General features: G+C 61.3%; 15 protein-coding genes. 13 read left to right on the plus strand and 2 right to left on the minus strand.

The window, feature by feature from the left end; genetic code table 11:
- Positions 1 to 61: 61 nt before the first annotated feature.
- From GJ700_RS29010 to GJ700_RS29035, 6 genes are all read left to right on the plus strand, one after another.
- Positions 62 to 418, plus strand: coding sequence for a phage holin family protein (locus GJ700_RS29010; RefSeq protein WP_154380605.1), 357 nt, complete (start codon positions 62 to 64; stop codon positions 416 to 418).
- Positions 405 to 1,232 carry a methylenetetrahydrofolate reductase [NAD(P)H] gene (gene metF, locus GJ700_RS29015; RefSeq protein ID WP_154380607.1) on the plus strand — a complete coding sequence of 276 codons (828 nt, stop codon included), beginning with the start codon at positions 405 to 407 and terminating at the stop codon, positions 1,230 to 1,232. Before GJ700_RS29010 ends, metF begins: the two co-directional genes overlap by 14 nt.
- Positions 1,233 to 1,454: 222 nt before the next feature.
- Positions 1,455 to 2,369: a DUF6531 domain-containing protein gene (locus tag GJ700_RS29020; RefSeq protein WP_154380609.1), complete on the plus strand. Its 915-nt coding sequence runs from the start codon at positions 1,455 to 1,457 to the stop codon at positions 2,367 to 2,369.
- Positions 2,312 to 4,003, plus strand: coding sequence for an RHS repeat domain-containing protein (locus GJ700_RS36325; protein WP_154380611.1), 1,692 nt, complete (start codon positions 2,312 to 2,314; stop codon positions 4,001 to 4,003). The genes GJ700_RS29020 and GJ700_RS36325 overlap by 58 nt, the downstream gene beginning before the upstream one ends.
- Complete coding sequence (locus GJ700_RS29030; protein WP_154380613.1) at positions 4,000 to 5,715, plus strand: RHS repeat domain-containing protein; 1,716 nt, start codon at positions 4,000 to 4,002, stop codon at positions 5,713 to 5,715. The genes GJ700_RS36325 and GJ700_RS29030 overlap by 4 nt, the downstream gene beginning before the upstream one ends.
- An 11-nt stretch (positions 5,716 to 5,726) precedes the next feature.
- Entirely contained in the window at positions 5,727 to 7,364 is a 1,638-nt protein-coding gene (locus GJ700_RS29035; RefSeq protein ID WP_154380615.1) for an RHS repeat-associated core domain-containing protein, read from the plus strand.
- Between the two features lie 52 nt (positions 7,365 to 7,416).
- On the opposite strand, the gene GJ700_RS29040 is transcribed toward GJ700_RS29035, so the two are convergent.
- Positions 7,417 to 8,025 (minus strand): 5-formyltetrahydrofolate cyclo-ligase, encoded by a 609-nt coding sequence (locus GJ700_RS29040; protein WP_154380617.1) that lies wholly within the window; start codon positions 8,023 to 8,025, stop codon positions 7,417 to 7,419.
- Positions 8,026 to 8,052: 27 nt separating this feature from the next.
- Between GJ700_RS29040 and GJ700_RS29045 the strand changes: the two genes are divergently transcribed.
- The 5 genes from GJ700_RS29045 to GJ700_RS29065 are packed head-to-tail and all read left to right on the plus strand — an operon-like array spanning position 8,053 to position 13,469.
- Positions 8,053 to 10,029: a lytic transglycosylase domain-containing protein gene (locus GJ700_RS29045; protein WP_154380619.1), complete on the plus strand. Its 1,977-nt coding sequence runs from the start codon at positions 8,053 to 8,055 to the stop codon at positions 10,027 to 10,029.
- Between the two features lie 26 nt (positions 10,030 to 10,055).
- A complete protein-coding gene (locus tag GJ700_RS29050) occupies positions 10,056 to 10,781 on the plus strand; it encodes a glutathione S-transferase family protein (RefSeq protein ID WP_154380621.1) in 726 nt (241 codons plus the stop codon).
- Between the two features lie 5 nt (positions 10,782 to 10,786).
- On the plus strand, positions 10,787 to 11,926 hold the full coding sequence (locus tag GJ700_RS29055) for a multifunctional CCA addition/repair protein (protein WP_154380700.1): 1,140 nt from the start codon (positions 10,787 to 10,789) through the stop codon (positions 11,924 to 11,926).
- A 50-nt stretch (positions 11,927 to 11,976) separates the two neighbouring features.
- Positions 11,977 to 12,654, plus strand: a complete 678-nt coding sequence (locus tag GJ700_RS29060) for a GNAT family N-acetyltransferase (protein ID WP_154380623.1) — start codon at positions 11,977 to 11,979, stop codon at positions 12,652 to 12,654.
- A 32-nt stretch (positions 12,655 to 12,686) separates the two neighbouring features.
- Positions 12,687 to 13,469, plus strand: a complete 783-nt coding sequence (locus GJ700_RS29065) for a substrate-binding periplasmic protein (RefSeq protein WP_154380625.1) — start codon at positions 12,687 to 12,689, stop codon at positions 13,467 to 13,469.
- A gap of 18 nt (positions 13,470 to 13,487) precedes the next feature.
- Here the strand turns inward: GJ700_RS29065 and GJ700_RS29070 are convergent, their stop codons facing one another.
- Positions 13,488 to 14,009, minus strand: a complete 522-nt coding sequence (locus GJ700_RS29070; protein ID WP_154380627.1) for an Lrp/AsnC family transcriptional regulator — start codon at positions 14,007 to 14,009, stop codon at positions 13,488 to 13,490.
- Between the two features lie 192 nt (positions 14,010 to 14,201).
- On the opposite strand from GJ700_RS29070, the gene hppD reads away from it, so the two are divergent.
- Both hppD and GJ700_RS29080 read left to right on the plus strand, forming a co-directional pair.
- Positions 14,202 to 15,311 carry a 4-hydroxyphenylpyruvate dioxygenase gene (gene hppD, locus GJ700_RS29075; protein ID WP_154380629.1) on the plus strand — a complete coding sequence of 370 codons (1,110 nt, stop codon included), beginning with the start codon at positions 14,202 to 14,204 and terminating at the stop codon, positions 15,309 to 15,311.
- 137 nt (positions 15,312 to 15,448) lie between these two features.
- The gene (locus tag GJ700_RS29080; protein WP_154380632.1) at positions 15,449 to 19,018 is read left to right on the plus strand and encodes an indolepyruvate ferredoxin oxidoreductase family protein; all 3,570 of its coding nucleotides are present in this window, start codon (positions 15,449 to 15,451) and stop codon (positions 19,016 to 19,018) included.
- The last annotated feature ends 37 nt before the right edge of the window (positions 19,019 to 19,055 follow it).

A 19,055-nucleotide genomic window follows, 5' to 3' on the forward strand; every position in this document is an offset into this window, starting at 1 on the left:
GTAGACCGTTGAAAAGGACCGCTCCGGCGGCCCTTTTCAACTCGCGGTTGCGAGGCTCTCTATGCGTTTGGTCCTTACCTGGTTAATCAATGCGGCCGCCCTGCTTGCCGTGCCCTACCTGATGCATTCCGTCGATGTCACAAGCATCGGCGCCGCCCTGGTTGCAGCCCTTGTGCTGGGCCTGGTCAACACCCTGATACGTCCTGTTTTGCTGCTGCTCACCTTGCCTGTGACCGTGCTGTCGCTGGGCTTGTTCATCCTTGTCATCAATGGCTTCATGTTCTGGCTGGTGGCGCAATGGGTGGACGGCTTCCACGTCGATAGTTTCTGGTCCGCGATGGGCGGCGCCATCCTGTACAGCGTGATTTCCTGGGCTCTGTCTACCTTACTTTTGAAGAATGCAGATGGAAACTCCTAATTTCAGTATTGAATTCTTTCCGCCCAAGACGGCGGAAGGGGCGGAAAAGCTGCGCGTGACGCGCGCCAAGCTGTCCGAATTGCACCCGAAGTATTTCTCCGTCACGTTCGGCGCCGGCGGTACCACGCAAACCGGCACGCTGGACACAGTGCGGGAAATCATGGCGGCCGGCGAGGATGCCGCGCCGCACCTGTCGTGCATCGGCGGCACGCGCGAATCGATCCGCGCCATCCTCAACGAATACAAATCGCATGGCATCAAGCGCCTGGTGGCGCTGCGCGGCGATTTGCCCAGCGGCTACGGCGCGGCGGGCGAATTCCGTTATGCCAACGAACTGGTGGAATTCATCCGCGCGGAAACGGGCGACTGGTTCCACATCGAGGTGGCCGCGTATCCGGAAGTGCACCCGCAAGCCCGTTCGCCCCAGCATGACCTGGAAGCCTTCGTGCGCAAGGTGAATGCCGGCGCCAATGCCGCCATCACGCAGTATTTCTACAACGCAGATGCGTATTTCAACTTCGTGGACCAGGCGACCAAGGCCGGCGTCACGGTGCCGATCGTGCCGGGCATCATGCCGATCACGAATTACACGCAGCTGATGCGTTTTTCCGACATGTGTGGCGCGGAAATCCCACGCTGGGTGCGCCTGAAACTGGCCAGCTTTGGCGACGACACGGCATCCATCAAGGCGTTCGGCCTCGACGTGGTGACGGATCTGGCCAAGCGCCTGCTGGCCGGCGGCGCGCCCGGCATCCACTTCTACAGCATGAACCAGGCGGCGCCGACCACGGCGCTGTGGCAGCGCCTGGTGTAAAGAACAAAGGCGCCTGCGGGCGCCTTTGTTGATTTAGCGCGCATCATATCGCGCCCAATCCGGTGGCTCATGCCTTCCTGCGCTAAGCCGACAGGACTGTGGATACCATGCGTGCTTAAAAAAATTCCACCAGGAAACAATTGGTGAGAATTTGCGCAGGAACTTCGGGTTATAGTGCCAATGTTTCCATGTGGAAACAATTACGTTTCCCGGAGTGATGCGATGCCCTTTCCCAGCACCGAGATGCGTTTTCTCTCTGCAAGCGTTCCAGCGATTCCCCTGTTAGCTGATGCCCTGACGCCAATCAGGAAGCTCGCATGCGTGACCGCGCTGCTGGCGGGCGCCAATGCCCATGCGGCATTGGAAGTCGTATTGCCAGGCACCCATTTCAAATGGGTGGGCAATTATGAAACAGGGGCCGCATTATATGCCGAATGCGCCAGCCTGGTTGGCAGCATCGGCCAGAGTGTGGCGACGTGGTGCGGCGCCAGCGCGCCAACAGTTCCCACGGACGGATATAGCAATATTTATGGTGGATGGATTCAAGATAAAACCACGCCGCCAGGCACCTACAGGTTTTATTTGCTTGCGGCCTATGCCTGTAAGAACAGCGATAAGATCCGCTACTTCACCGATGTCAACAAGTGTGTGGGGACCACCCCGGTACCCACACCGACGCCCTCCAATCCCAAGGACAATGGGCCATCCTGCCCCGTCAATCCGCAGAACCGGCAGCCATCCTGCGGTAACCCAGTTGGCATCGGTTCCGGCACCAAGGTACAGCAGGAAGTTGATTACGAAGACCGGTCCGCAGGCTTGCCACTGTCGTTGACCCGAACTTATAACTATGGCCAGAACGCGATAGAGGGCGTTGCCGGTTCCTTCGGCAGCAACTGGACGCACCCGATCGACCGCAAGGTGCAATTGTTGCCCAACCGGGTCGAAACGAAGTGCTATACGCGCAATGACACTGGCGCGCAGTTTTGCGAGAACGCCCCGGTCGCGAATGCGCCTCAGGCAGTCTCCGTCACCAGGCCGGATGGGAAAATCCATATTTTCGTCCGCTCGGGTAATGCTGGGTGGGCGATCCCGATGTCGATGCCCGCATCAGTGCGCAGTACGGGGCTGACGGCGTGACGCCGGCAGTGTGGACCTACACCACACCACACGAGGACACCGAGCAATACGATGCCAATGGCAGGCTGATAGCACTGACCGCCAGAACTGGCGCTTCGCAGCGCTTTACCTACAGCGACGGCGCCAGCAACGACACCAGCGTGGCACGCCTGCCGGCCGATGCGCCGGTGTGCCCGAATGTGCAGGCGGGCGCGGTAATCAAGGCGGGCTTGCTGGTGTGCGTGACGGATAACTGGAACCGGCAGGTGCAGTATGAATATGACGCACTGGGGCGCGTCGTCAAAGCCTACGATCCTGCCAACCAGGCTTATCTTTATGCCTACGACGGCAGTACTGGAGGTTGCGTACTCGATGGCACCACCAACAAGGCCTGCAGCGCGGGCAACCTGACGCAGGTGACCTACCCGGATGGGAAGAAAAAGACTTACCACTACAACGAGCGTGCACGGATCAACGATGGATCGAACTGCACCAATAACGTGACGAACATCAGCGTCACCTATGGTCATTTGCTCAATGCGCTGACCGGCATCACTGATGAAAAGGGTGTTCGTTACGCGAGTTGGGATTACAGCTGCAAGGGCGCGGTGGTTGGATCGGAGCATGCGGGTGGTGTCGATAAAGTCAGGATCGCCTATGGCACGCGTGCCGCCGACGGTTCGCAAACCAATACCGTCACCTCTTATCTGGGCACGACGGCCAGCCCGGCCACCATCGTGCGTAATTACCACTTCAAGGTCATCCTGGGCGTTGCCAAGGGGGATACGCTGGACCAGCCCTGCGCCGGCTGCGACGGCATGATGGCGCGAACTTACGATGCCAATGGCAACGTGTCGACCGCCAGGGACTGGAACGGCAATCAGACCAATTACACCTATGACCTCGCCCGCAACCTGGAAACCCGCCGGGTCGAAGCGGCAGGCAGCAGCGTGGCCCGTACCATCACGACAGAATGGCACCCCACGCTGCGACTGCGGGCAAGGATGGCGGAGCCGCTGCGCATCACTACGTACACCTACGACGCCAATGGCAACCTCGCCACAAGGTCCGTTCAGCCGACCACGGATGCATCCGGGGCACAGGGCTTCAGCGCAACGGCCGATGGCACTGCGCGCAACTGGGCCTATACCTACAACGACCTGGGGCAAGTCACCAGCGTAGCCGGGCCGCGCAGCGCAACCACCACTTATACCTATGACAGCGAAGGACGCCTGGCGACCGTCACCAATGCGGCCGGCCACATCACCAGCTTGAGCAACTACGACGCCAACGGCAGGCTTGGGCGGATCACGGATCCGAACGGACTGGTTACCGACATGACCTATACGCCGCGTGGCTGGTTGGCTTCCAGCACCACGGGTGGGGAAAGTACCGTGTATGAATACGATGGTGTGGGGCAGCTCACCAAAGCCACGCTGCCTGATGGCGCCTGGGTCTCGTACACCTACGATGCCGCGCACCGCCTGACCGCCATTGCCGACCGCAACGGCAACAGCGTCACCTACACGCTGGACCTGGCGGGCAACCGCATCGGCGAGCAAGTCAAGGACAGCAGTGGCGTGCTGGCGCGCCAGATCAGCCGCACGTACAACACGCTGAACCGCCTGACCCAGATTACCGGAGCCCTGCAATGAAACGCCCCATCCCTACCGTTCTCGCCATGGTGCTGGCATCGTTGGGCGGCGTCGCTTATGCCCAGGCGCAGAACACCACCACGGTATACGCCTATGACACGATGGGTAACTTGAAACAGGTGACCGATCCGCTGAACCAGATCACCAGGCACGACTACGACGCCCTGAACCGCCGCATCAAGACCACCGATGCGAAAAACGGCATCACGCAGTTCGGCTACGACGGCCTGGACCAACTGAACAAGGTGACCGATGCGCGCAACCTGGTGACGAATTACACGATCGATGGTCTCGGTAATCTCGGTAAAACCACCAGTCCTGATACGGGCGTCACGAACCGGACCTATGACGAAGCGGGCAACCTGAAAACCAGCACGGATGCGAAGAATCAGGTCACGACGTACCAGTACGATGTCCTCAATCGCGTCACGTCCGTGGCATATGGCGACGGCGGCAGCGCAACGTATGTGTATGACCAGGGCACGAATGGGATTGGGCGGCTGACGCAGGTAACCGACATCAGCGGCGTCACGCGGTACGTGTACGACCAGCAGGGCCATGTGACGCAGGAAACCCGCACCATCGGCGGGCAGGCTTATACCACTGCCTACCGGTATGACGATGCGGGACGCCTGTCCGGCATGACGTATCCCAGCGGGCGCGGCGTCGATTACACGCGCGACGCCATGGGACGCATTGTCACCGTCACGACCACGGTGGAGGGCGTCACGGCGACGCTGGCCAGCGATGCGCAATATCAGCCATTTGGTCCGCTGAAGTCGTTGACCTTGGGCAATGGCCAGGCCTACAGCCGCACGTACGACCTCGATGGCCGCCTTTCCAGCTTTACGCTCAACGGCCAGGTACAGACGGTCAGCTATGACGCTGCCAGCCGTTTAACCGGTATTGCCGACGCGGGCAACGCCAACAACAGCCGCACCTACGGTTACGACCAGCTGGACCGCCTGACCAGCGAACAGTACCCGAACAGCAGCCGCGCTTATGCCTACGACGCCGTGGGCAACCGCACGCAATCCACGCTGAATGCCGCCGTCACCGGCTACACGTACGCGGCCACCAGCAACCGCCTTGCCACAGCCGGAGGCAATACCGTCACGTTGGATGCCAACGGCAGCACCACGAATAACGGCGCCGGCAGCCAGTTCAATTACGATGCGCGCGGCCGCATGGTGTCGGCGACCACCACCATCGGAACGGTCAGTTACCGGATCAACGCGCTGGGCCAGCGCGTGCAAAAGGTGACGCCAACGGCCACGACCGTATTTCATTACGACCTGGCCGGCAGGCTGATCGCCGAAACCACCGGCGCCGCCACCACCGAATATGTCTACCTCGATGATGTGCCGGTTGCTGTGCTGAGGTATATGGGCGGTCCGCTCAATGTAAGCGGCCTTGTGCGCCTGACACAGCAGGGCGCGGCGTACAACCGCGTCACCGGCAAATATGTCGCCAGTGTGTCGGTGACCAATACCAGCGGCGCAGCGTTGGCGGGGCCCTTGCAGCTGAAGCTGAACAACCTGACCTCCGGCCTTACGCTGGACAACGCCAGCGGCATCGATGCGGGTGCACCGTACGTTACGGTGTCCGGTCCACTGAACGCGGACGCCACCATCAGTGTGCCGCTGACGTTCAGCGGCCCGGCACGTTTGATGGTTACATACACACCCGCGCTCTATCAGGGCAGCTTCTAGGAGCACCAGACATGCACATCAAACATCCAATCCCGGGCGTACTTAAAACCATGTTGATGGCCGTATGGCTGGTGCTGGCCTGGCTCTGCTGCACGGCGGCTTGGGCGGCGCCATCGGCCAGTGTGGTCGCGTCGCCGTCGTCTGCGGTGGCGCCGGCCAACGTCACGCTGTCCGTGGCGGTGACGGCTGATCCCGATCCGGTTACGGTGACGCGCGTCCAATACGTTAACGGCAACAGTTCCCTGGGTGTCGTCACCACTGCGCCGTTCAGCCTGAATTTGCCCAATCTTGGTCCCGGGTACTACGTCATCAAGGCTTACGTGACGCTGGCGGATGGACAAAATACGATGCTGACCTCCACCCCCGTTGCGCTGACGATTACCGGCGGAACGGCGGCCAGCGCCGCTGTGTACTATATTCATACCGACCAGCTCAATACCCCGCGCGTAATTGCGGACCAGAGCCAGGCGGTGGTGTGGAAGTGGGAGAGCGACGGGTTTGGCTCGATGCCACCGAACGAGCAGCCGGGAACGGCGCCGGCGTTTGAGTTCAATCCGCGGTTTGCGGGGCAGTATTTTGATCGGGAGAGTAATCTTCACTACAACTACTATCGGGATTACGATCCGCAGACGGGGCGGTATGTGCAGAGTGATCCGATTGGGCTGCGTGGCGGAATCAATACCTATGGGTACGTTGCCAATAACCCAGTCGGCTACACCGACCCTTTCGGCCTCATGTGTGTTTCCGGAAATGGATTTACCACATGCTTCGGTGCAGGCGGCCCGACTTTCAGGGTCCCTACTCCTCCAGGTTTTCCACAATCAATGGGGCCAGGCGATGATTTTTACCATGCCTATGATGTTCAGCGTGACCTTAACGGTGCCGATAGTTCTTGTGTAATTGAAGGTATGATGCAGGCCCCAACGCCAGGGTCTCCAAGTCCCGCACTCCCCCAAGGGACTCGAAACAATGCCGTAGTGGGAGGCGTTGATAACTGGGTGACGTCATATCGCACAAATGACCTCGTCACGGGCGCGTTGGTTGAGGTAAACATAGCGGGGGTGGGGGATGGGTCGTTATTTGGTCCTGGCTATGTCGCGCGTTACGTGAGAGATGGTGTGGCACATACGGCAGGAGAGGGGACAAATTGGAAGCAAAGTCCAGCCGTTACCAGCCACGCGGTCCAGTCCGCTGCAAATGAAGCCTTATGGGGGCGTCAGATGAGCAAAATTATCGAGTCAGCAAAAAATGTGGATGCAAGCAATAGCATGAAAAACGTCCGATCCTGGCCAATTATTACAGCATTCATCGTTGCACCGATGGGAGCTGCTGTGATGATGGCAATTCTGACGCCTGTAGCAGATAAATTTGATTTTTTAAGTATGATTGGGCTAATTCCCATCTTCTATTTCTTTGCTGCGGCACCCTCATTCGCAATTGGCATCCCGCTTTATCTTGTCTTAAATTATTACCGCAGGCTGAACCTCCTAACAATCTTGCTGGGAGGCACTGCGATCGCCTTTCTTAGTGCGTACGTTATTCGATTTCCGGATATGGCTGCGCTTCGCGACGTTTTGGTGAGCACCGCGATAGGTGTCATATCGTCGCTGCTCTTCTGGTTCGTTTGGCGCTACCACTATATGAAATAGTTTCGCACTCGGAAACCCAGTGCCATATTCGGAACCAGAAAGTCGGCCAATTCTAAGGGGAGCATATGGATTGTGCTTCCGTCAGCATGACGTCCAGCGCGACGTCATGCGGATCGTCCGGAAAGTCCGCCTGCAGGCAACTGTAGGCAATGCCCGCCGTGCGCGGACGCGGCGTATGTTCCAGCGTGCGGTCATAAAAGCCGCCGCCATAACCGAGCCGGAAGCGGTGCGCGTTGTAGCCTAAACACGGCACCAGCAGGGCGGGCGGATACGCCGCCATGCGCAAGTCGGCCGGCACCGCCACCCCCATGGTGTCCTTGACCATGGCTTCGCCGATGGTCCATTCGGCAAATTCCAGCGCCGTATGCTTCGCCACCACCACCGGCAACAGCAGGCGCACGCCGCGCCTTGCCAGTTCGTCATAAGCAGGTTGCAAATCCGGCTCGTCGCGCAGCGGCCAGTACACACCCAGCGTTTCCACCTTGTTTTCCGCCTGCCACGCCAGCACCTTGACGCATAACGCCTGGTCCCACGCAGCCCGCGTTTCCGGCGCCAGGGCGCGGCGTGCCGCCAGCAGTTGCTTGCGGAGTTCGGCCTTGCCTACGGGCAGTTTATCTGGTGGGGCGGCTGGGTTGCGTGGTATTCTTGGATCGCTGGTCATGTCTGGATTTTTTGTGAGAGTCGTACCTTGATTTCCCCTTCGAAATGGATAGCCGGCATTGCGATTGCCTGTGCTTTCGCATCCGCAACATCCCAAGCCCACGCCGACGACATCGATACCCGCAAGGAAGACGATGCCTTCCTGCTGCTGCGCGAAGCCGTACGCAAGGAAGAACCGGCCAAGGTGGATTTTTACGGCGCGCGCCTGAACAATTATTCCATTCCGTCGTACGTCGACTATTATCGGCTGAAATCCCGCCTGCGGGATGCGCCTACCTACGATATCCGCGAGTTTCTCAAGCGCTACGAAGGCAGCGCCATTGCCGACCGCCTGCGCAATGACTGGCTGCTGGAACTGGGCCGCAAGAAAGACTGGCCGAATTTCGACGACCAGTTGCCGCTGTTTGTCTTGAACGACGATACCCAGGTCAAATGCTACGCGCTGCAATCGAAAGCGTTGAAAGGCTTGAAAGTCGCGGACGATGCGCGCGCGCTGCTGACGCAGCCGAATGGCTATGGCGAAGCGTGCGCGGGCCTGATCGCCACCTTGTACCAGGCGGGGCAGTTCTCCGCCGACGACGTGTGGGCGCAGGTGCGCTTGTCCGGCGAATTCAACGCCACTGGACAGGCGCGCCGCGCCATCCTGCTGCTGGGCGGCGTCGACAAAAAGATTTCCCAGGCGGTCGACGTGCCGCTGCTGGCCCTGGCCAAAGGCGCCGGAGCGACCAAGGCGGATCACGAAACGTTCCTGGTCGCCGTGGGGCGTTCCGCCAAGACCAGCATGAAACTCGCCGTGCTGGCGCTGAACAAGGCGGCGCCGAAACTGACGGCGCAGGAACAGGCGATCGGCTGGGCAAATATCGCCTTGCAAGCGTCATATACGCTGGCGCCGGAAGCGGCGGAATACTGGCACAAGTCGAACGGCGCGCCGTTGTCGCTGGACCAGCACCAGTGGAAGACCCGCTTCGCCTTGCGCAGCGGCGACTGGAAGCAAGTCAAAAAGAATATCAACGCCATGCCGGAAGCGCTGCGCAGCGACCCCACGTGGGTGTACTGGAAAGCCCGCGCGCTGATGGCCGAACATCCGGGGGCGCAGCCATCCGCCGAAGCCACGCAATTGCTGCGCTCGATCGCGGACCAGCAGAATTTCTATGGCTTGCTGGCGCAGGAAGAACTGGGCAAGCTGGTGACGATCCCGCCGCCAGGCGCGCCGTTGACGGACAGCGAAGTGGCGGCGATTGCCGCCCGTCCCGGCTTTCAGCGCGCGCTGAAATTCTTCGGCATGCGCCTGCGGTTCGAAGGCACGCGCGAATGGAACTGGGAATTGCGCAGCCTGAACGAACGGGAACACCTGGCGGCCGCGGAATTCGCGCGGCAAAACCATATCCTGGACCGCATGGTCAACACGTCGGACCGCACCCGCGTGCAGGTGGACTATACGCAGCGCTTCCCCGCGCCGCATGACGACATCATGCATCCCGCCACGCAAACCCTGGGCCTTGATAAAGCATGGGTATATGGCCTGATCCGCCAGGAATCGCGTTTCATCATGGATGCGCAATCGCATGCGGGGGCGTCCGGCCTGATGCAGGTGATGCCGTCCACCGCGCGCTGGGTGGCGAAAAAAATCGGCCTGACGGATTACGTGTCCGACGCCATCACCGACGTGCGCACCAATATCCTGCTGGGCACCAATTACATGAACATGGTGCTGGGGAACATGGATGGCTCGCAAGTGCTGGCGTCGGCCGCGTATAACGCCGGGCCGGGGCGCCTGCGTTCCTGGCGCGCCACGCTGGACAAGCCGATGGAATCGGCCGTGTTCATCGAATCGATCCCGTTCGTGGAAACCCGCACCTACGTGAAAAATGTGATGTCCAACGCCACGTATTACGCCGCCCTGTTCGAGGGCAAGCCGCAGTCGCTGAAAGCGCGCATCGGCGCCGTGGCGCCCAAGGGCTACACGGAACAGCAATTGCAGGAAGCCGCCTTTGGCGGCCGCTAAACACTTCACTACTGGAACCCCCATCCATGCAAACTGAACTCGATCCCCTGCTGTCGCAAACCCTCGCTGCCGCCCGTGAACCAGGCTTGACCCTGGTGATCGGCAACAAGAATTATTCGTCGTGGTCGATGCGGCCCTGGGTCGCAATGACTGCTTTCAATATTCCATTCCATGAAGTGCGCGTATTGCTGGACCAGCAGGATACGGCGACGAAAATCGCCGCCTATTCCGCCTGCGGCCGTGTACCCGTGCTGCTGGCGGGGGACATGACGATCTGGGACAGCCTGGCGATCTGCGAATACCTGGCCGAGCAATTCCCTGAAAAACACTTGTGGCCGCAGGATGTGGCGGCGCGCGCCATGGCGCGGTCCGTTTGCGCGGAAATGCACTCGGGTTTTTCCAGCCTGCGTACGTCGATGTCGATGAACATCAAGGGCCGCTATCCGGGCAAGGGGCGCACGCCCGGCACCCAGGCCGACATCGGCCGCATCAGTGAAATCTGGGAAGAATGCCTGGCGCGCTTTGGCCACACGGGCGGCCATTCCGGCTTCCTGTTCGGCGAATTCTCGATTGCGGACGCCTATTACGCGCCCGTGGTGATGCGCTTCCACACGTATGGCGTGACGCTGCCGCCCGCGCTGAACGGCTATTGCGAACGCGTGCGCAACCATCCTGCCGTGGCGCGCTGGGTCGCGGAAGCCATGGCGGAAACGGAAACCTGCCCGCTGCACGACGCGGAAATGCCGGACTGATGGCGATGCAAATCTACGTGGTTGGCGGTGCGGTGCGCGACGAGCTGCTGGGATTGCCCGTCCAGGACCATGACCACGTGGTGGTGGGGGCGACGCCGGAACAGATGGTGCAACAGGGTTTCCGCCCCGTCGGCAAGGATTTCCCCGTATTCCTGCACCCGAAGACCCAGGAAGAATATGCGCTGGCCCGTACCGAGCGCAAGACCGCGCCCGGCTACAAGGGCTTCGTGTTCCACACGTCGCCCGACGTGACGCTGGAGCAGGATCTGATCCGGCGCGACCTGACTGTCAATGCGATTGCCAAGGCGGAAGATGGAACACTGATCGATCCGTTCAATGGCCGTGCCGACATCGCGCGGCGCGTGTTCCGCCACGTGTCCGATGCCTTTGCCGAAGACCCGGTGCGCATCCTGCGCGTGGCGCGCTTCGCGGCCCGCTATCGCGATTTCACTGTGGCGCCGGAAACCAATGCGCTGATGCGGCACATGGTGGAGCAGGGCGAAGCCGATGCGCTGGTGGCCGAGCGCGTGTGGCAGGAAGTGTCGCGCGGGCTGATGGAAGCGGCGCCGTCGCGCATGTTCGACGTGCTGCGCGAGTGCGGTGCGCTGGAGCGCATCATGCCGGAACTGGATGCAGGGCAGCAGGCCATGCAAGTGATCGATCATGCGGCGCTCCTCGGACTGGATTTGCCGGTGCGCTTTGCCGCACTGCTGCAAGGGCAGGGCGATGGCGGCGGCGATATCAAGGCGGTCGAACAATTGTGCAAGCGCCTGAAAGTGCCGGCCGAGTGCCGCGACCTGGCGGTGATGGCGGTGCGCGAACGCGGCGCCGTGGCCGGCGCGCTCGCGCTGGACGCCGGCGCCATCGTCAAGCTGCTGGAACGCTGCGACGGCTTCCGCAAACCGGCCCGTTTCAGCCAGCTGCTGCAAGCGTCGCAGGCAGGCGCCTGTGCCGGCGGCAGCCAGGACTGTTCTTATCCGCAGCGGGACTACCTGGAAAAGGCCCTGTCGGCCGCCCGCGCGGTCAATGCTGGGGAAATCGCCCAGTCCTGTGCGGATACGCCCCAGCGCATTCCGGAGAGGGTGCACCAGGCGCGGGTGGCGGCGGTGCGGGCGGCACTCGGACTGCCTGATTTAAAGGCATAAGGTAAGATGGAGGCAATGCTGCGCCGCATCCTGCGGCCGGGAGCCTCCCCATGAAGCTGAACCTGTTCCGCAACCCGTTCCGCCGCTGGATGTCCGCCGATGGCAAGGACCGTCCCACGGTGCCCGTCAAGGAATTGGCGGAGCGCGACCGCCGCCGCATGCTCAAGCATTTCCTCGCGCTGGAAAAACCGGACCGCCTGCTGCGCTTTGGCGCCCACACGACGGACGACCAGATCGGCAACTATGTGTTCGGCATCGATTTTTCCCGCGACATGGTGTTTGGCGTCTATAACCGCGTCTTCAAGCTGGTGGCGGTCGGGCACCTGGCGTTTGCGCCGCGTGAAGCCAAAAACTCGACGTCGGACAAGGAGCGGGTGGCTGAATTCGGCGTGTCCGTGCTGAAGGCGGCGCGCGGCCTCGGCATCGGCTCGAAATTGTTCGAGCGCGCCGCCATCCACTGCCGCAACAATGACGTTGATACGCTGTACATGCACTGTCTGTCGTCCAACAAGACCATGATGCATATCGCGAAAAAGGCGGGCATGGAAATCCATCGCGATTACGGCGAGGCGGATGCTTACCTGAAGCTGCCGGCGCCCAGCCCCGCCACCGTACTGCAGGAAGCGCTGGACGAGCAACTGGCGACGCTCGACTATGCGTTGAAGGCCAACACGCGCGCCGCCGTCAAACTGCTCGACAAGCTGCCGGGCATGAAATCCGACGACTGAACCACGATAACAATTCCGACAAGGAGGCGGTCATGCGGTACACATCATGCGCGTTGGTCCTGTTCACCGCGGGCCTGATGACCGGCGTGTCCGCCGCCCCGCTCAACCTGTGCTACGAAGACATCCCGCAGGCGCCTTGGACCATGCCGGACGGTACCGGCTTGAACATCGAATTGCTGAAGCGCGTCGAGCGCCTGACCGGCGAGCATTTCAATTACATTTCCCGGCCCTGGAAGCGCTGCGAGGAAGAAACGCGCAGCGGCGTCATGGATGGCATGATCGGGCCGTCCGACAACCCGCGCCGTCGTGCCTTCAGCGTGCCGCCGCAAAAGCCGGACGGCAGCCAGGACCCGGAGCGCGCCATGTACCATGACCACGTGGACCTGTTCCTGCGCACCGGCAGCGGCGCCAGCTGGGATGGCAAGCACCTGGTCAACCCGCGCGGCGTTGTGGTGGCGCAGCGCAGTTACTACACGGTGGACATGCTTCAGGCGCTGGGCCAGAAAGTCATCGACACGCCCAAGTCGGCGGAAGAGGGCTTGCGCCTGATGGCGGTGGGGGCGGCCGACGTGGCGGTGCTGATGGGCCGGAGCGCGGAAGAATCACTGCGCGACGATCCCCGTTTCCACGGCAAGATCGTGGTGGCGCGCCAGCCGTTCGCCACCTTCGACTTTCACCTGCTGATCGGCCGCAAGGCGTTCGACAGGGAACCGGCGCGCTTCGAGGCGATCTGGAACGCCATCGCCACGGTGCGCGCCACGGCGGAATACCGCCGGCTGGAAGCGGCGCAACTGCGCCAGCATGAACACGAATAGCGCGTACGCCAGCGCCGCTTACAGCAGCGGCAGGGCGGTCGTATCCTTGATCCGTTGCAGCGCGAACGACGACTTCACATCCAGCACCGCCGGGTGGCGCAGCAGGGTCGCCATCATGAATCGCGAAAAGTGGTCCATGTCTTCCACGTGCACGCGCAACAGGTAATCCATCTCGCCCGTCATCGCATAGCAGGCCACCACTTCCGGCCACTGTTCCACCGCGACCGCGAAATCCGCGCGGGGCGACGCGCCGGCCGGGTTCACGCCCAGCGCGCGGGCATTGCTGTGCGCCGCCGCGTCGCTGTGTTTTTCCAGCCGCACGTTCACGTAGGCCAGCAAACCCAGGCCGATCTTGTCCGGGTCCAGCAGCGCCACGTACTGGCGGATCACGCCTTCCTCTTCCAGCCGCTTGATGCGGCGCAGGCACGGGGATGGCGACAGGTTGACTTGTTCGGCCACGTCCTGGTTCGACAGGCGGCCATCGTTCTGCAAAATGGACAAAATCTTACGGTCGGTTTTGTCGAGCGCAATTTTGGTCATAAATTCCTCTTGTTCTTTTTGCGATCGGTTTTGCCGACCGCAGTCTTGGTCACAAATTCCTGTTTTTGTCAGGCATTCAGCAATATTATTGCGCAATTTCTGTGCGCTCAGGAATTATTCGCAATTAAATGCCGCCCTTTGGGGTCTATACTGTGCGAAAAATACTTTACGTATACGTAAACCGGAGGCACTATGAAATTTGAGCCGTGGGACAATCCGATGGGGACCGATGGGTTCGAGTTCGTCGAATATGCGGCGCCGGACCCGAAGGCCCTGGGCGCGCTGTTTGAAAGCATGGGCTTTACCGCCATTGCCCGCCATCGCCACAAGGACGTGACCCTGTACCGCCAGGGCGGCATCAATTTCATCATCAATGCCGAACAGGATTCGTTTGCGCAGCGCTTTGCGCGCCAGCACGGTCCGTCCGTCTGTGCGATCGCCATCCGCGTCAACGATGCGGCGTTTGCCTACCAGCGGGCGCTGGAAATGGGCGCGTGGGGTTTTGACAACAAAACCGGCCCGATGGAACTGAACATCCCCGCCATCAAGGGCGTGGGCGATTCGCTGCTGTATTTCGTCGACCGCTGGCGCGGCAAGAATCCGCAGGGCGGCATTGGCGACATTTCCATCTATGACGTGGACTTCGTGGCCATTCCCGGCGCGGACGCCAACCCGGTTGGCAACGGCCTGACCTACATCGACCACCTGACGCACAACGTGCACCGGGGCCGCATGAAGGAATGGGCGTCGTTCTATGAAAACCTGTTCAACTTCCGCGAAATCCGCTACTTCGATATCGAAGGCAAGTTGACGGGCCTGAAGTCAAAGGCAATGACGTCGCCGTGCGGCAAGATCCGTATCCCGATCAATGAATCGTCGGACGACAAGTCGCAAATCGCGGAATACCTCGATGCCTACCACGGCGAAGGCATCCAGCATATTGCGCTGGGCACGGACAACATTTACCAGTCGGTGCAGTCCATGCGCGACACCGGCATCGTGTTCCAGGACACCATCGCCACCTATTACGAACTGGTCGACCGCCGCCTGCCGAACCATGGCGAAAACCTGGAAGAATTGAAACGCTTGCGCATCCTGATCGATGGCCACAGCAATGATCAGGAACGCGAGTTGCTGCTGCAAATCTTTACGCAAAACGTCATCGGCCCGATCTTCTTTGAAATCATCCAGCGCAAGGGCGACCAGGGCTTTGGCGAGGGCAATTTCCGCGCACTGTTCGAGTCCATTGAACTGGACCAGATCAAGCGCGGCGTGCTGAAAGACGACACGGCGAAAACCTGACTTTTAAACGGCAGCGCCACGGCAGAATGGCGCGCCTGGCTGTGCTACCCTGAATCCACCGGGTTGCATGGCCATTACATCTATTTTGCGGTGGCGCTCCCACGAGGGGCGTCCCGAGTAACAATTGGAGACATTGAATGAATGCACCAGTCAAAGGTTCCGACCTGGAACCGGGTTCGCCGGCAAACGAGATTACGCTGGACGATAAATGGACGTTGGAACGTGGCCGCGCGTTTATGACGGGCACGCAAGCGCTGATCCGCCTGCCGATGATGCAGCGCGAGCGCGACGTCAAGGCCGGCTTGAATACGGCCGGCTACATCACGGGTTACCGTGGCTCGCCCGTCACCAGCGTCGACATGACGGCGATGAAGGCGAAGAAATACCTGGACGCCCACCACATCAAATTCCACCCGGGCATGAACGAAGACCTGGCTGCCACCGCCGTATGGGGCACGCAGCAGACCAACCTGTTCCCGGGCGCGAAATATGACGGCGTATTCGGCATGTGGTACGGCAAGGGCCCGGGCGTGGACCGCTGTGGCGACGTGTTCAAGCACGCCAACAATGCGGGCACGTCGAAATACGGCGGTGTGCTGGTGCTGGCCGGTGACGACCACGCGGCGAAATCGTCGTCGATCGCGCACCAGTCCGACCATATCCTGAATGCCTGCGGCATCCCCGTGCTGTACCCGTCGTCGGTGCAGGAATACCTGGATTACGGCTTGCACGCATTTGCCATGAGCCGCTACACGGGCCTGTGGGTGTCGATGAAATGCGTGACCGACATCATCGAGTCGGGCGCCGTGGTGGACTTCGATCCGGACCGCGTGCAAATCCAGACACCGACCGACTTCGAACTGCCTGCGGGCGGCTTGAATATCCGCTGGCCGGACGCCGTGCTGGACCAGGAAGCGCGCATGAATACCTATAAATGGTATGCCGCGCTGGCCTATGTGCGTGCGAACAAGCTGAACAAGATCATCTGGGACAGCCCGAAACCCAAGATCGGCATCATCACGGCCGGCAAGTCGTACCTGGACACGCGCCAGGCGCTGGCCGACCTGGGTATCGACGAACAGGCGGCCGCCGATATCGGCCTGCGCCTGTACAAGATCGGCATGACGTGGCCATTGGAGGCGTCCGGCGTGCAGGATTTCGCGCGCGGCCTGGACGAGATCCTGGTGGTCGAAGAAAAGCGCCAGATCCTCGAATACCAGTTGAAGGAAGAACTGTACAACTTGCCGGATGCCCAGCGTCCGCGCGTGGTCGGCAAGTTCGACGACACGGGCGAATGGTCGCTGAACCCGAAAACCGGCCACGGCGACTGGCTGCTGCCTGCGACCTACGAACTGTCGCCGGCGCAAATCGCACGCGCCATCGCTTCCCGCATTTCGCACTATTGCGCCGGCCATCCGGTGGCGGCGCGCGTAGCGGAGCGGATCGCGTTCCTGGAACAGAAAGAGCTGGTGCTGAAGAACATCAACACCAAGCCGGATCCGCAAAAAGACCGCACGCCATTCTTCTGCTCCGGCTGCCCGCACAACAGCTCGACCAAGGTGCCGGAAGGTTCGCGCGCGCTGGCCGGTATCGGTTGCCACTACATGGTGCAGTGGATGGACCGCGAAACGTCGACGTTCACCCATATGGGCGGCGAAGGCATCACGTGGGTCGGCCAGGCGCCATTCACCAATGAAAAGCACGTGTTCACCAACCTGGGCGACGGCACGTACTTCCACTCCGGTTTGCTGGCGATCCGCGCCGCGGTGGCCGCCAAGGTCAATATCACGTACAAGATCCTGTTCAACGACGCGGTCGCGATGACGGGCGGCCAGACCTTCGACGGTCCGCTGGATCCGGGCATGATTTCGCGCCAGATCGCCGCGGAAGGCGTGAGCCCGATCATCGTCGTCACGGACGAACCGGAAAAATACCCGGATGACTACAACTGGGCGCCGGGCGTCACGGTGCGCCACCGCTCCGAACTGATGGACGTGCAGCGCGAATTGCGCGACGCGCCGGGCGTGTCGGCCATGATTTACGACCAGACCTGTGCGTCCGAGAAGCGCCGCCGCCGGAAACGCAATGAATTCCCGGATCCGGCCAAGCGCGCCGTCATCAATGAAGCCGTGTGCGAAGGCTGCGGCGATTGCTCGGTCCAGTCGAACTGCCTGTCGGTGGAACCGCTGGAAACGGAACTGGGCCGCAAGCGCCAGATCAACCAGTCGTCGTGCAACAAGGATTTCAGTTGCACGACCGGTTTCTGCCCGAGCTTCGTGACGGTGGAAGGCGGCGCGCTGAAGAAGCCGAAGAAAGCCGCTGCCGGTGACACGCCCATGCCGGTCCTGCCGACGCCGGCCACGCCATCGACGGCGGAACCGTTCGGCATCCTGGTGACGGGTATCGGCGGCACTGGCGTGGTGACCGTGGGCCAGATCCTGGCGGTCGCGGCGCACGTTGAAGGCAAAGGCGCCGTGGTGCTGGACATGAGCGGCCTGGCGCAAAAAGGCGGCCCCGTGATGTCGCACGTGCGCCTGGCGGACAAGCAGTCCGACCTGCACTCGACCCGCGTCGGCACCGGCATGACGGACCTCGTGATCGGCTGCGACCAGATCGTCACGGCCAGCCGCGACGCCCTGTCGCGCATGGGTGAGGGCCGCACGTGGGCTGCAGTCAATTCCACCGGCGCCACCACGGCGGCGTTCGTGAAAAACCCTGACTGGCAATTCCCGGGCGCGTCGTCGCAGGCTGAAATCATCAAGGCGTGCGGCCAGGACCGCGTGGAGTTCGTGGACGCGGGCCAGATCGCCACGGCGCTGATGGGCGACTCGATCGCCACCAACATGTTCATGCTGGGCTATGCATTCCAGAAGGGCCACGTGCCGCTGTCGGAAGCGGCCATCATGAAGGCGATCGAACTGAACGCCGTGTCGGTCGGCTTCAACAAGGCTGCCTTCACGTGGGGCCGTACCGCCGCGCACGACCTGGCACTGGTCACGAAACTGACCACGCCGGCCCAGGTGATCGAATTCAAGCGCATCCAGTCGCTCGACGACGTGATCAGCCGCCGGGTCGAACTGCTGACCGCGTACCAGGATGGCGCCTATGCCGCGAAGTACAAGGCGTTCGTCGACCAGGTGCGCGCCGCCGAAGACAAGGTCGCCAACGGCAAGCCGCTGCGCCTGACGGAAGCCGTGGCGAAATACTTGTACAAGCTGATGGCGTACAAGGACGAGTATGAAGTGGCGCGCCTGCACAGCGACCCGGCATTCCGCGCCAAGATCGAATCCATGTTCGAGGGCGATTACCAGCTGAAGTTCCACCTGGCGCCGCCGCTGCTGGCCAAGAAGGACAAGGAAGGCCATTTGATCAAGCAGCAGTTCGGCCCGTGGATGATGAAGGCGTTCAACGTGCTCGCCAAATTCAAAGGCTTGCGCGGCACCGCGCTGGATGTCTTCGGCTACACGGACGAGCGCAAGATGGAACGCGCCCTGATCGGTGAATACCAGCAGACCGTTTCCGGCCTGCTTGGCAAGCTGACGGCGGACAACCTGGCGCAAGCCGTGGCAATTGCTTCCGTGCCGGAAAACATCCGTGGTTATGGCCACGTGAAGGAACGCCACCTGAAGTCGGCCAAGGAAAAAGAAGCCGCGCTGCTGGCGGCATTCCACGCCCCGGCCTCCGCCAAGGCGCCGCACGCCGCATAATTCCGGCTTGCTGACCTGAACAACACCGGCACCCGCC

Origin of the sequence: Pseudoduganella rivuli (genome assembly GCF_009674485.1) — a bacterium.
GTDB lineage: Bacteria > Pseudomonadota > Gammaproteobacteria > Burkholderiales > Burkholderiaceae_D > Rugamonas > Rugamonas rivuli_B.